The sequence below is a fragment of the Clostridium sp. CM039 genome (assembly GCF_055081075.1).
In genome coordinates, this window is the sequence record NZ_CM143649.1 from 978,269 (window position 1) to 992,640 (window position 14,372).

Sequence of the window (14,372 nt, forward strand, 5' to 3'; positions counted from 1 at the left end):
ACAACTATAAATTTATCATACATTTTTCAATCTCAATATAAATGAAACACCCAACTTAAATGCTTTTAAGCTGGGTGTTTTCCTTATAATGTCTGTAAAATGATTTTCTTTATTTCATTGAATTTTTCTGATGTAACAATATCCTTATTTCTGTTTTTAGGTAAATCAACGATTATTTCTTTTTTTATAGTTGCCGGTTTATCTGATAATACATATATTCTATCAGATAAGAATACTGCTTCTTCAATATCATGAGTTATAAATATTATGGTAACTTTTAGCTCTTTAATTACGTCTATTAGCCAATAGTGCATCTTTGCCCTAGTAATTGCATCAAGTGCACCAAAAGGCTCATCTAACAGCATAATATCAGATGATGACATATATGTTCTAAGCAATGCAGCTCTCTGCCTCATACCTCCTGAAAGTTGAAAAGGATATTTATATTCGAAGCCTTCAAGCCCAAATGTTTTAAAATGACTAAGCGCCTGAGCCCTTGCCTCTTTTTTAGATTTTCCTTTTATAATAAGAGACAGTGTAGTGTTATCCACAATGTTTTTCCATGGAAGTAGCAGGTCCTTTTGATGCATATAACTTACTTTTTCAAAAGTATCGCAGCATTTTTCTCCGTCAAATATAATTTCACCCGAATCTTTACGCAAAAGGCCTGATATAATATTAAAAATTGTACTTTTACCACTGCCACTTGGTCCTAGTAAACTTATAAACTCATTCTCTCTTGCATAAAAAGAAACATCCTTTATTATATTCATACTTCCAAAAGTTTTTTTAATATTTTCTACTCTTAATTTTTCATTACTAGTTCGGTAAGTACTCATTAGTAAATGCCTCACTCGCCTTCATATCTTTTCCTATAAGCTTTTTATCTAAAAGAAATTTGGTGTAATTATTCCAAACCGATTCTTTCATTACGCCCCATTTTTCATCTTCAGCTTTATATTGATCCTTTAAATATTTTTGACTTGCGACGGCAAGAGCTTCATCTGTCTCCGGTGCATTTTTCAGTAAAACCTTAGCACTTTCCTCAGGTTTCTCCATGCTGTATTCATATCCTTTTGTAACTGCTTTTAAAAATTTCTTTGCCATTTCAGGATCCGCTTTTAATTTGTTCTCATTGGCTATAATTACCGGAGTATAATAATCTAAATCTTTATTTAATTTTCCAATATCAATATAGTCAATAGGAATATTTTTAAGCTTCGCTTCTATTCCTGTCCATCCATAAAATACCCATTCAATATCAATATTTTTCTTAGTTACAGCAAAGAAATCCTCTGATCCTGCATCTACCATCTTTAGTTTTGAAAAATCCGCATTATCTTTTTCCATAACCGCCTTTAAAATTGCATTTTCAGAAGGCGACCCCCATCCGCCATAGGTTTTTCCTTCAAAATCCTTAGGAGATTTAATATTTTTTTCCTTAGGCGATGCAAACCCGGAAGTATTATGCTGAATAATAGTGGCTATAGCTTTTATTGGAAGTGGATCTTTAGCAGTTCTAGCATAAGTTACATCTTCTTGATAGCTTACGCCAAAATCTCCTTTGCCCGCTGCAATTAAACTTGCAGTACTTCCCTGCGCTGGTTGAATAATTTCCACGTCAAGTCCTTCTTCTTTAAAATATCCATTATCTTTCGCTACATATAATCCAGTATGATTAGTGTTTGGTATCCAATCTAAAATAACAGTAACCTTTTTTAAAGTTTCTTCCTTCTTTACATCTTCTTTTTTTGCAGCACAACCCACAAATAAAACCGTAGTCATTGAAACTGTTAATAATAATGAAATTACTTTCTTTAGCATGATTTTACCTCCAAATAAAATAATATGTCCTATTTAAATTTAGTCATTGTTATCTGCTTTATTTCTAGTCCAAGGAGTAAAAAAATATTGTAATAAATTCAAGAGTCCAAATAGTCCCATGCTTAATATTACAATAATTATAATCACTGCAAAAACTTTATCAAGTGCATATGAATTTTTAGCTCTAATCATATATACCCCAAGACCCTCATCTCCTCCAAGCCATTCTCCAATAACTGCCCCCATAATACTATAGGTTGCTGCTATTCTAAGGCCCGAAAAAAAATTTACAGTAGAGGATGGCAGCTTCACCATGGTGAAAATTTGAAACTTACTAGCTCCCATAGTCTTTAAAAGGTTTACCATATCCGCGTCTACTGATTCTAATCCATCAATCAAACTAACAACTATAGGGAAAAAGCACACTAACACTACTACAATAATCTTAGGCAATATTCCAAAACCAAACCATATTATGAAAAGTGGTGCTAGAGCAATAATTGGAACAGTTTGAGATACTACTAAAATTGGATATATGCATTTTTTAATGATTTTCACATTATCCATTAAGATGGCTAAAATTAACGCAATCAAAATTGATATTGCGAATCCAATCAAGGCTTCATATAAAGTCGCATAAATATGCTTAGTAATGCTTGGAACTATATTCACCAAGGTACTAATAATATCTTTTGGCGAAGGCAATATGTATTGCGGAACCCTCCATTTATCTACAGCTATCTGCCATATAAAAAGAATTATTAATTGAAAAACTATAGGAATAAGTTTATTTTCTATACTTATATGTTTTTTCATTCATAGTCACGCCTTCAGCTTTATAATCGATTTTCACTATAGAAACAACCCTACTTGCTCCATGAACTACACAAATTTCCTGGGCCTTTTTTACTATATCTAAAAGCTCATCCATTTCACCTTCCATAGTGGTTTCCATTGGTCCTACCTCATATTTCACTCCACTAGATTGAATATATTCTATAACCTTATCTACTACTGGGTAAATTTTTTCTTCCGCAACCACTGGTATAACTTGAAGACTCACATTTACAACTGACATTTCAATTCCCCCTTATAATATTGTTAAAGTAAAATAAACCCTTTGCTCATTTTTAAGCGAAGGGTTCTATAATCGAATAACTTTGCACCATTTATATATTCTTATTTTAACCTAAATGCAAATTATGTTTTCCCTCCGCTGGCATTATCCAATTCAGGTTATAAGGGTCGAAACTTAACTGTTTCCTCTCAGACAAAAATATTGACTCCCCTAGTTTTTAATATTAAATTACTTTACACGTATATACTACCTAAAAATTCTTATAATGTCAAACCATAAAAAACGCATCTTTTATTCAGTGCGTTTTTCTTAACAATCCATATTATCTTCAAACTTTTTAATATCTTCCTTTAGTTCATCTATTTGTTTTTGTAAATCCTTATTATCGCCCTTAGAATTACTGTTTCCATTATCTCCAGATTGATTGCCATCCTGCGATTCAAGATTTTGAGACTGAGCTGCAATTATCAAAATACTCTGCGCCAAACCCGTTAAAAAATTACCTATTACATTTTGTTGATCAACATTAAGTTTTCCAGCAATTATAATCCCTATTACTGTTGCTAATGTGGCTAATTGACAAGGCGTGAATTCTTCTAACTTTTTCATACATTGCCTCTTTTATAAAATGGTTGTAATATATTATATTCTTTTAACAAAAAAAAGTGTAACTAATATTATTTTTTAAATATATGACATGAAGATATTTTTATTCATATATTACTCATAAAGGGGTGATATATATGAATATATACAACAATAGAAGATTTGCAGATATTGTGTTTGAAGGTGGCGGAGTTAAGGGCATCGGTCTTGTAGGTGCCTTAAAAACATTTGAGGATAATGGATATCAATGGAAAAATATTTCAGGAAACTCTGCCGGATCTATTATAGCTGCACTAGTTGCGGTAGGCTACCCAGCTGACGAGATAAAAAAATTAATGCTAAATCTAGACTACACAAAATTTGCTGATAAAAGTCATTTTAATATGCCTATATTCTCTGATGCTTACAATCTACTTTTTAAAAAAGGCATTTATAAAGGTGACTATATAAAAAATTGGATTGACGAAGTTCTATCGCATAAACTTAAGCTTACAAATAGGAAAAAAATAACCTTTGGAGATTTGATTATTCCAGGAGAAAAGGGTATTCTTTTAAATAATAATAAGTATAAAAGAAAATACAAACTGCATATTATAGCAACTGATATTAGCTGTGGAAAGATGCTAATACTACCAGAGGATATTGCGGGATACGGGATAAATCCTGATGAACTTGAAGTAAGTTTGGCAATAAGAATGAGCATATCTATCCCCTATTTTTTCCACCCTGTAAACTTATATAATATAAAGACTAATAAAAAGTCTCTCATTGTTGATGGTGGTGTTTTAAGCAATTATCCAGTTTGGATTTTTGATGTGAATGGTGTTCCTCTCTGGCCAACCATCGGTTTTAAACTCGGAGGGAACAAAGAAATACGAGAACATAAAATCACAAATATCTTAAATTTTACTAGCTCAATTATTGAGACTATGTTAGAAGCACAAGATGATATTCATATAAGCGAAATGGATTTCTTGCGTACTGTAAAAATCGATACCCTTGATATTAAAACCACAGATTTTAATATTGGGAATAAAAAAATTATGGAGTTATATAATTCTGGTGAAGTTTGTGCAAAAGAATTTCTTAAAAATTGGGAAGATAATTATAAAAAGCATAGAATCTTTAGAAGTAATTCTTTTAAATAATAATCGTTGCTAAAAACACTAAATCTTTTTATTCATATATACACCATCTTGCATTTATTTATTGAACAATACTAAGAATCTAAAAGTGCACTAAGCTTAATAATTATTATTATTATTATTATTAAGCTTAGGTGTTTTTTTCTTAGTTCACAAATTTAGTCACAGTTCAAATAATGTGATATTATAATATTAAGAAAAAAAAATGAGGTGAGTTCAATGAAAAAAGTATTATTAACCGGCTCTAATGGTTTCTTAGCATCAAGATATTACACATATTATAAAGATAAATACGAAATAATCCCATTAGGACATGCAGAGTTAGATATAACAGACGTGAGTAAAGCCTTAGAAATTATACAGAAATCCAAACCTGATTACGTGATACATACCGCTGCTATTGCTGATACAGGTTTGTGTGAACGAAACCCAGAACTATCTTATGAAATAAATGTAAAAGGTTCAATTAACATTGCTAAAGCCTGTAGTTTAACAAAATCTAAATTAATATATTTAAGTTCTGAACAAATTTTTAATGGCAATTTCGAATCAGGACCATATAATGAAAATCACATTCCAACTCCAAATACCATTTATGGGAAACATAAACTTAAAGCTGAAAACGAATTAAAAGGAATTATTGATGAACTATGGATTTTAAGACTTACTTGGTTATTTGGATTTCCAGAAAAAAATTGCAGGGTAAATTCTAATATACTATGGAATGTTGTATCTTCTATTTTAAAGGATAAAAAAATGAAATTACCCTCAAATGAATTTAGAGGAATGACCTATGTTTATGATATAATAGCAAATTTTGATAAGATTTTTACTCTTCCATACGGAACTTATCACACTGGAAGCGAAAATAACTTAAGCACTTATGATATAGCTTTGCTCATATTAAAAGAAATTGGCTTAAATCATAAAGCAGGTAATTATTTAGAAAAAGATACCGAAAAATACAAAGAACATCCAAGGGACTTACGAATAAGTAATAGCAAATTGAAGAATTATGATATTGTTATGCCTAAAACTGAAGATGGCATTAAAAAGTGCCTTAAAGATTTCAACTATTAATTGTCTACTAAAGTAGCTTTATCTACTAAAGTAGCATTATCTACTAAAGTAGCTTTATCTACTAAAAAGCACGTAACAGGTGGGGATTTACCTGTTACGTGCCTTATATTTAAAGGGGGTATTCTGCCACCTCTAAGGCGGCCTTTACATTTCTTTTTTTATACCGCGGCTTAAAGTCTTTTCATAATCTATAAATTCATACACATCATTTTGAAATAAATCGCTAAAACTTTTAAGTTCTTCTAAACTTAAATCTTCTATAGCCTTATGTTTTTTTTCACAATTTATAACTATAGCGCCTATAACACCATGAGCATCTCTAAAGGCTGCCCCTTTGCTTACAAGATAATCTGCAGCTTCCGTAGCATTTAGAAAACCTCTTTTAACTGCGTTATACATATTATCTTTTTTAATTTTTAAAGTACTTAACATTTCATTCATAACCTTTAAGCATTTTAAAACTGTGTCAACTGCATCAAAGAAAGGTTCTTTATCTTCTTGCATATCTTTATTATAGGCAAGTGGTATTCCTTTCATAGTGGTAAGCAGACTCATTAAATCTCCATATACTCTTCCAGTTTTCCCTCTTATTAATTCTGCTGCATCTGGATTTCTTTTCTGTGGCATTATACTACTGCCCGTGGAGAATTCATCGCTAATTTCAATGAAATTAAATTCTTTAGTACTCCATAAAATGAACTCCTCACTTAATCTACTAAGATGCATCATTATTATAGAAAAATCGGATAAAAGTTCTAATAAATAATCTCTATCACTTACTCCATCCATAAAATTATCTGTAGGTTTTTTAAACCCTAGCTCGCTTGTTGTAAACTTCCTGTCTGTATCATATGTTGTTCCCGCTAGTGCACAGCATCCAAGAGGATTTTCATCCATAATCTCTGTAGCGCTTATAATCCTTTTCTTATCGCGACGAAACATATTAAAGTACGCCATAATGTGCTGTTTAAATGTCACTACTTGTGCTCTTTGCATATGTGTATACCCTGGCATTATAACCGCATTATCATTCCCAACTTTTTCAATAGTGTTTAAAATAACATCTAAGTTATCAATAACATCCAATGCTTTGTATTTTGAATATAATCTCATATCTACTGCAACCTGATCATTTCGACTTCTAGCTGTATGGAGTTTTTTACCTACATCCCCTACAAGTTTTGTAAGCTGTATTTCCATAAAACTGTGAATATCTTCATAATCACCTTCAGTTTTAAGTTTGCCTTCTTGAATATCTGAAAGAATAGAATTCAGACCATTAACTATAGTCACACTTTCCTCATTTGTTAAAATACTACATTTAGCAAGCATTTTAACATGGGCTATGCTACCCATAATATCTTCATAATATAATCTTTTATCAAAACTTAGAGAACTATTAAAGTCCTCCATAAGCTTGCTTTCTTTTTCCTTAAATCTTCCACCCCAAAGTTTCATATATATCACCCGCTCTTCCTTCATAAATTTTATAATTTTTCTTAGCTATTGTTTAAATTTTTATATGCTTTAATTTTGCTTGGCAATGAAAATAAGTTTATAAATCCTTCTGCATCCTTATGATCATATAAATCACTTGCTCCAAACGAAGATATACCCGCGTCGTAAAGAGCATTAGGTGATTCTTTACCTGCTGACATGATGTTTCCCTTATAAAGTTTTAGTTTAACCGTCCCTGTTACTGTTTCTTGAGTCTTATCCACAAATGCATCAAGGGCTTCTCTCATAGCGCTAAACCAAAGTCCATTATATACTAATTCCCCATATTTTTGTGATACTAAGTATTTAAAGTGGAGTGTATCCTTGTCTAAAGTTATTTCCTCTAGTTCTTTGTGTGCTGCATAAAGTACAGTCCCACCAGGAGTCTCATATATTCCTCTTGATTTCATCCCCACAAGTCTATTCTCTACTATATCTATAACTCCAATTCCATTTTCTCCACCAATTTTATTTAATGTTGAAACAATATCAATTGGCTCAAGTTCAATTCCGTCAATTTTGGTCGCAATTCCCTTTTCAAAATATATCTCTACATAAGTAGGTTCATCCTTAGCTTTTTCTGGAGGTGTAACCATAAGATACATATCTCTTTTATGCTCATTATTTAATTCTTCAATATCTCCGCCTTCATGACTTGCATGCCACAAGTTCTGATCTACTGAATAGATTTTTTCCTTGGTAACTGATATTTCTATGCCTCTATCATTAGCATAATCTATAGCATCTTCTCTTGATTTTATATCCCAAATTCTCCAAGGAGCAATAACCTTTATAGAAGGATCAATGGCTGTTATCCCAACTTCAAATCTAACTTGATCATTTCCTTTCCCAGTACATCCGTGACATATATATTTTGCCCCTTCTTTATGAGCGATTTCAACAAGTTTTTTAGCTATTAATGGTCTTGCAAATGCTGTACCCAATAAATATGTTCCTTCATATGCAGCATTTGCTTTAACTCCTTTAAATACGTAATCTTTTATGAATTCAGCTGTTACATTCTCAATATATATTTTTTGCGCGCCTGAACTTATAGCCTTTTTCTCAATTGCCTTCATATCATCTTCTTGACCAATATTAATGCAAGCTGCTACAACGTCCATATCATAGTTTTCCTTAATCCAAGTTATTATTATAGAGGTATCTAATCCTCCTGAATACGCTAAAACTACTTTTTCTTTCATTTTAATATCCCCCTTCGATTTTGTTCTTTTATGTTTTAATATATTTTTTATTTTAACAATTTTTTTTAAATAATTATATTTAATAATTTGAAACTGAATATTAGTTATTACATAGGTGCTACTCTAAAGTATTTTATTTAAAAATTCCTTAGTTCGTTGCTCTTTAGGATTATTAAAAATTTCTTTTGGTGTTCCCTCTTCTACTATTTTTCCTACATCCATGAAAATCACTCTATCTGCCACTTCCTGAGCAAACCCCATTTCATGAGTTACGACAACCATAGTCATTCCTTCTTTTGCAAGGCCCTTCATTACTCCTAACACCTCTCCAACAAGCTCCGGATCTAAAGATGATGTAGGTTCATCAAAGAGTATTATGTCAGGTCTCATAGCTAAAGCTCTCGCTATAGCCACTCTCTGTTTTTGTCCTCCCGATAACTTCGACGGATAATCATCTACTTTTTCTCTAAGACCTACCTTCTCTATAATTCCCTCCGCTCTCTTTAATACTTCCTCTCTATTTTCATTCTTAACGGTAATTGGAGCCTCTATAACATTTTGTAGTACAGTCATATGATGGAACAAATTAAAGTTTTGGAATACCATTCCTACTTTTTCAATGTTGTTTCTCATATGCTTTTTATTTTTAACATCCAGCTTTTCTCCTTCAATGAAAACTTCTCCCATATTAGGCTGCTCAAGATGATTTAAACACCTTAAAAATGTGCTTTTTCCTGAACCAGAAGGTCCTATTATAACTAGCACTTCTCCTTTTTTAACTGTTACATTTAAATTTTCAAATACTGTTAACGAGCCAAATTTTTTAGTTAAATTTTTAGTTTCTATCATATACATTTCTTCTCACCTCTATTAATATACTGACAGTTTTTTTTCATAATGCGAAAAAACTGTAGTGAAAATTGTTGTCATTAAAAGATACAAACATCCTGCTATAAAAAAAGCTTCCATTGGTCTAAAAGTTGATGCAGATAAAATCTGTGCTTTTCTCATAACTTCCGACATAGTAATAGTTGACACTAAAGATGTATCCTTAAGCATTGTTATAAACTCATTACCAACTGACGGGATAATTATTTTAAATGTTTGAGGTAGTATTACTCTTTTCATAGTATCCAAATAAGTAAACCCTAATGACTTGCAAGCTTCAAACTGTCCTTTGTCTACTGAAAGTATTCCACCTCTTATTATTTCTGCCATGTAAGCCCCTGAATTCAAACTAAGTCCTATTATTGCAGTTAGGAAGGGAGAAAGCTGAACACCTAAAAATGGCAACACATAATAAAAAGCAATTAATTGAAGAAGCATAGGTGTCCCTCTAAATATCCATGTATAAAATCCCGCTACACCAACCATCAGTTTGTTTTTTGATAATTTAAGTAATGCTGTAACTATCCCTATTAAAGTTCCAAATACCACCGATATTATAGTTAATTCTATAGTCAATATACTTCCTTTTAATAACACAGGAAACATTTCTTTTAAAACATTTATATCCATTCTTATCCCCCTAGCTATTTCTTATATACGTCAAATCCGAACCATTTCATCGAAAGCTTAGAAAGAGTTCCATCAGCTTTTAGTTCATTAAGTGCCTTTTGCACCGCTGCTTTTAATTCTTTATCCTCTTTCTTAAATCCAATTCCCATAGGTTCTTCACTAATTTTTTCTGTTAAGACCTCATATTGACCCGGCTTTTTTGCTACATAATATCCACCAACTTGAGCATCCATAACTACCGCATCTACTCTTCCAATTGACAATTCCTGAAAAGCTTCTGTTATTTTGTCATACTTTTTAACTTCTTTTAACCCTTTCATTACAGAAGCTGCAGCGTCTCCTGTAGATCCCAGCTGACAAGCCACTATTTTACCTTTTAAATCTGCTATGCTTTTTATTTTTGTATTCCCCTGTTTTATAGCCGCAACCTGACCACCCATTACATAAGTGTCTGAAAAATCTATACTCTTTTTTCTTTCATCTGTAATACTCATAGCTGAGAGTATAATATTAAATTTTGATGAGGAAAGTGCTAAAACCATTCCATTAAAGTCATTAGAAGTATATTCTGCTTTTACACCTAATTTTTTCGCTACTTCATTACCCAAATCTACATCAAAGCCTACTAAATTATTTTTAGAATCTCTAAACTCCATTGGTGGATAAGAATCATCTAATCCTATAGTTAATTTGCCCGCCGTCTTAACCGCTTCTAGCGAATTAAGTTTTTCCTGTTTTTGCCCACATCCCACAAGTAATACACCCGACATAGAAATCGTTAATATAATTGACATTATTTTTTTCATTTGTACCACTCCCCGTTATAATATACTATAATAGCTTTGTGAATATTTATACACTTTTTTATGCACAGTGTATCTTCTTACGTTTTTTTATTTTTGGTATTTTATAGCTTCTGTTATTGATGTTGCTGGCTTGTTTTTATTTATTATATATGGTTTTTTATATTAATGCAATGCTTTTTTCTTATTAATTATTCATTTATTATAATATTTATACATAAAGCAAACCAAGATGAGGTTTAAAACTACCCTTAGCTTAATCATAAGCTAAGGGCAGTTTTAATTTATAATTCAATATTTTTTTAATAAAATCTACTAATCCGCAATATTAAATACCTCTAAATTTACACTCACAATATTTTTCTTCATAATCTCTACTAAAGCCTTCGCAGTATCTAATGAAGTAATAACAGCAATGTTATTTTCTATAGCTGTTCTTCTAATTCTAAACCCATCTGTTTTCGAATCATTTCCCTTAGTAGGTGTATTTATCACTAAGTCAACCTGCCTTTTCTTTATCACATCAATGATATTAGGGGCTCCATCCGTAATTTTTTTAACATCTAAGGCATCAATTCCATTATTTCTTAATAACTTAGCCGTACCTTTCGTCGCTATAAATTTATAATTCAATTCATTAAACACCTTTGCAATATGCAAAAATTCTTCGTAATCCTGCTGATTTATCGTTGCCAAGATAACTCCTTTTTCTTTTTCAACCTTCATTCCAGACGCTACAAACCCTTTATATAGAGCTTCTTCAAAATTTCTTCCTATTCCCAGCACCTCTCCTGTGGATCTCATTTCTGGCCCAAGGCATACCTCTACCTCCGGAAGTTTTTGAGTTGAAAATACCGGAACCTTAACTGACACCAACTCCGCCTCTTTATAAACTCCACTACCATACCCTAAATTTTTTAATTTTTCTCCTAACATTACTCTTGTGGCAAGCTCTACAATTGGTACTTTGCTAACCTTACTAATGTACGGAACCGTTCGGCTAGCTCTTGGATTAGCCTCTATTATATACAATTCACTTTTAAATTCTATAAATTGAATATTAATCATGCCTATCACTTCGAGTCCTATTGCTAACTTCTTAGTGTATTCTAATATCTTTTCTTTTATATCATATGATATATTTCGACTTGGATATATTGTAATACTGTCTCCAGAGTGAACTCCAGCTCTCTCTAAGTGTTCCATAATGCCCGGTATTAATATTTCCTCACCGTCACAAATAGCATCGACTTCTATTTCTCTACCCAATAAATACCTATCTATTAAAACAGGATTTTTATTATCTTTCTCAAATGCATTCTTTAAATAATGCTCCAATTCTTTTTCCGAATAAGTTATTTCCATTCCTCGTCCACCTAATACATACGACGGCCTAACCAAAACCGGATAACCTATGCTTTCAGCCTCTTCTAATCCTTGTTTTAAATTCCAAACAGCTTTTCCCTTTGGTCTATTTATATTTAGCTCTTCCAAAAGTGCATCGAATTTTTCTCTATCCTCAGCTACGTCCATTTGTTCAGGCTTAGTTCCATATATAGGTATATTTTTTTCCTTTAAGAATTTAGCGAGTTTAATAGCGGTCTGACCTCCAAATTGAAGTATAACCCCATCAGGATTTTCTTTTTCAACAATATTAAATACCTCTTCTTCTGTTAATGGTTCAAAATATAATTTGTCCGAAATATTAAAGTCCGTACTTACTGTTTCCGGATTGTTATTTACTATTATAGTTTCAATCCCCAGCTTTCTAAGAGCAATTACACTATGAACAGATGCATAGTCAAACTCAATGCCCTGCCCTATCCTTATAGGCCCCGATCCTATTACCATAACCTTCTTTCTATCACTTATCTCTACCTCATCATATTCATCATAAGTCGAGTAGTAATATGGTGATAATGCTTCAAATTCCCCTCCGCATGTATCTACCATCTTATAGACAGGTTTGATATCCCATATATTTCTCAGTTCGTAAATTACATTGGGATTCACCTCTAATAAATCCGCAATGCCTTTATCTGAAAATCCCTTTTTCTTTAACAAAAGCAACCAATCTTTATTCATATCTTGCACTGACGTTTTTTTAATCTTTTCCTCTTCATCCACTATCCACTTAATTTTATTTACAAAGAATTTATCTATTCCTGTAATTTCCGAAACCTTTTCCACCATATAATCACGCCTAAGCATTTCAGCCAAATGAAATATCCTCTCATCATCAGGAGTCATCACTCTTTTCTTTAATTCGCTTAAACTTTTTCGCGCTAGGCAGTCGTATTGTAATGAATACTTTCCTATTTCTAAAGAGCGAATTCCTTTTAATAGTGCTGCCTCAAAATTGCTTCCAATTGACATTATTTCACCTGTAGCCATCATCTTCGTACCCAAAACCCTATTCGCACCCTCAAACTTATCAAAAGGCCATCTAGGAATTTTAACTACCACGTAGTCTAGCGAAGGTTCAAAACAGGCATAGGTTTTTTGCGTTACTGCATTTTTTATCTCATCTAGTGCATATCCTAGTGCTATTTTCGCCGCTACTTTGGCAATAGGATATCCTGTAGCCTTCGAAGCTAGCGCAGACGACCTACTCACCCTCGGATTAATTTCTATAACTGCGTACTCAAAGCTTTTGGGATCAAGCGCAAGTTGCACATTGCATCCGCCTTCTATTCCTACACTGTTTATAATATCAATAGATGCACTTCTAAGCATCTGGTATTCTCTATCAGAAAGAGTTTGGCTTGGCGCTACAACAATACTATCTCCAGTATGTACTCCTACAGGATCTACATTTTCCATATTACATATGGTGATGCAATTGCCATTTCCGTCCCTCATAACTTCATACTCTATTTCTTTCCACCCTTTAATACTCTTTTCTAAAAGAACTTGCCCTATAGAGCTTAACTGCAATCCCAGTTCTAGGATTTCAAGTAGTTGCTCCTCTGATTCTGCAATTCCACCCCCACTTCCTCCCATAGTATATGCCGGTCTTACAATTACGGGATATCCCATTTCACTCGCAAATCTTAGTCCTCCTGCTATATCTGTAGCAATCGCACTTTCCACTACCGGTTGATCAATTTCCTGCATAAGATTTCTAAAAAGTTCTCTATCTTCACCTTTTTTTATCGCTTCTATCGAGGTTCCAATTACTCTCACATTATATTTTTCTAAAATTCCATTATCAAATAGTTCAACCGCTAAATTAAGTCCCGTTTGCCCACCCATACCCGCAAGTAAACTGTCCGGCCTCTCCTTATCAATAACCTTCTCCAAAAATTCTATAGTTAAAGGTTCTATATAAACTTTATCAGCAACTTCTTTATCAGTCATTATAGTTGCCGGATTACTATTCACAAGTACAACCTCTACGCCTTCCTCTTTTAACGCTTGACAAGCTTGTGTTCCAGAATAATCAAATTCCGCTGCTTGCCCTATTATTATCGGCCCCGACCCAACTACTAATACTTTTTTAATGCTTTTATCTAATGGCATATGAATCCCCCTATATGTTATTTCTTCTTAAATTCTATTCACAATCCTAATTTCATTAGTTCTTAACTTTCCTTCTCAACTTTCAGTTTTAAAT

Annotated in this window: 13 protein-coding genes and 1 riboswitch; of the genes, 2 read left to right on the forward strand and 11 right to left on the reverse strand. The window is 32.5% G+C overall.

The window, feature by feature from the left end:
* Positions 1-83: 83 nt before the first annotated feature.
* The 5 genes from ACWJJ2_RS04630 to ACWJJ2_RS04650 all read right to left on the reverse strand — a co-directional run bounded on the left by ACWJJ2_RS04630 (position 84) and on the right by ACWJJ2_RS04650 (position 3,511).
* The gene (locus ACWJJ2_RS04630) at positions 84-839 is read right to left on the reverse strand and encodes an ABC transporter ATP-binding protein (protein ID WP_216303569.1); all 756 of its coding nucleotides are present in this window, start codon (positions 837-839) and stop codon (positions 84-86) included.
* The gene (locus ACWJJ2_RS04635; RefSeq protein ID WP_462953912.1) at positions 820-1,824 is read right to left on the reverse strand and encodes an ABC transporter substrate-binding protein; all 1,005 of its coding nucleotides are present in this window, start codon (positions 1,822-1,824) and stop codon (positions 820-822) included. The genes ACWJJ2_RS04630 and ACWJJ2_RS04635 overlap by 20 nt, the downstream gene beginning before the upstream one ends.
* Positions 1,825-1,863: 39 nt before the next feature.
* A complete protein-coding gene (locus tag ACWJJ2_RS04640; protein ID WP_462953913.1) occupies positions 1,864-2,640 on the reverse strand; it encodes an ABC transporter permease in 777 nt (258 codons plus the stop codon).
* Positions 2,612-2,902 (reverse strand): thiamine-binding protein, encoded by a 291-nt coding sequence (locus ACWJJ2_RS04645; RefSeq protein WP_216303572.1) that lies wholly within the window; start codon positions 2,900-2,902, stop codon positions 2,612-2,614. The genes ACWJJ2_RS04640 and ACWJJ2_RS04645 overlap by 29 nt, the downstream gene beginning before the upstream one ends.
* A gap of 112 nt (positions 2,903-3,014) precedes the next feature.
* Positions 3,015-3,124, reverse strand: a riboswitch (TPP riboswitch).
* 87 nt (positions 3,125-3,211) lie between these two features.
* Positions 3,212-3,511: a hypothetical protein gene (locus tag ACWJJ2_RS04650; protein WP_462953914.1), complete on the reverse strand. Its 300-nt coding sequence runs from the start codon at positions 3,509-3,511 to the stop codon at positions 3,212-3,214.
* A 134-nt stretch (positions 3,512-3,645) separates the two neighbouring features.
* Here ACWJJ2_RS04650 and ACWJJ2_RS04655 point away from each other — a divergent pair, with 134 nt between their 5' ends.
* Together ACWJJ2_RS04655 and ACWJJ2_RS04660 are read left to right on the forward strand one after the other, a co-directional pair.
* A complete protein-coding gene (locus tag ACWJJ2_RS04655) occupies positions 3,646-4,656 on the forward strand; it encodes a patatin-like phospholipase family protein (protein WP_216303574.1) in 1,011 nt (336 codons plus the stop codon).
* A gap of 216 nt (positions 4,657-4,872) precedes the next feature.
* Positions 4,873-5,733: an SDR family oxidoreductase gene (locus ACWJJ2_RS04660; RefSeq protein ID WP_462953915.1), complete on the forward strand. Its 861-nt coding sequence runs from the start codon at positions 4,873-4,875 to the stop codon at positions 5,731-5,733.
* Between the two features lie 144 nt (positions 5,734-5,877).
* On the opposite strand, the gene argH is transcribed toward ACWJJ2_RS04660, so the two are convergent.
* The 6 genes from argH to carB all read right to left on the reverse strand — a co-directional run bounded on the left by argH (position 5,878) and on the right by carB (position 14,278).
* On the reverse strand, positions 5,878-7,191 hold the full coding sequence (argH, locus tag ACWJJ2_RS04665) for an argininosuccinate lyase (RefSeq protein ID WP_462953916.1): 1,314 nt from the start codon (positions 7,189-7,191) through the stop codon (positions 5,878-5,880).
* Between the two features lie 41 nt (positions 7,192-7,232).
* A complete protein-coding gene (locus tag ACWJJ2_RS04670) occupies positions 7,233-8,435 on the reverse strand; it encodes an argininosuccinate synthase (protein WP_220286799.1) in 1,203 nt (400 codons plus the stop codon).
* A 123-nt stretch (positions 8,436-8,558) separates the two neighbouring features.
* On the reverse strand, positions 8,559-9,290 hold the full coding sequence (locus tag ACWJJ2_RS04675) for an amino acid ABC transporter ATP-binding protein (RefSeq protein WP_462953917.1): 732 nt from the start codon (positions 9,288-9,290) through the stop codon (positions 8,559-8,561).
* A gap of 15 nt (positions 9,291-9,305) precedes the next feature.
* Positions 9,306-9,953, reverse strand: a complete 648-nt coding sequence (locus ACWJJ2_RS04680) for an amino acid ABC transporter permease (protein ID WP_462953918.1) — start codon at positions 9,951-9,953, stop codon at positions 9,306-9,308.
* 14 nt (positions 9,954-9,967) lie between these two features.
* Entirely contained in the window at positions 9,968-10,759 is a 792-nt protein-coding gene (locus ACWJJ2_RS04685) for an ABC transporter substrate-binding protein (protein WP_462953919.1), read from the reverse strand.
* 312 nt (positions 10,760-11,071) lie between these two features.
* Positions 11,072-14,278, reverse strand: coding sequence for a carbamoyl-phosphate synthase large subunit (gene carB / locus ACWJJ2_RS04690; RefSeq protein WP_462953920.1), 3,207 nt, complete (start codon positions 14,276-14,278; stop codon positions 11,072-11,074).
* Positions 14,279-14,372: the final 94 nt, after the last annotated feature.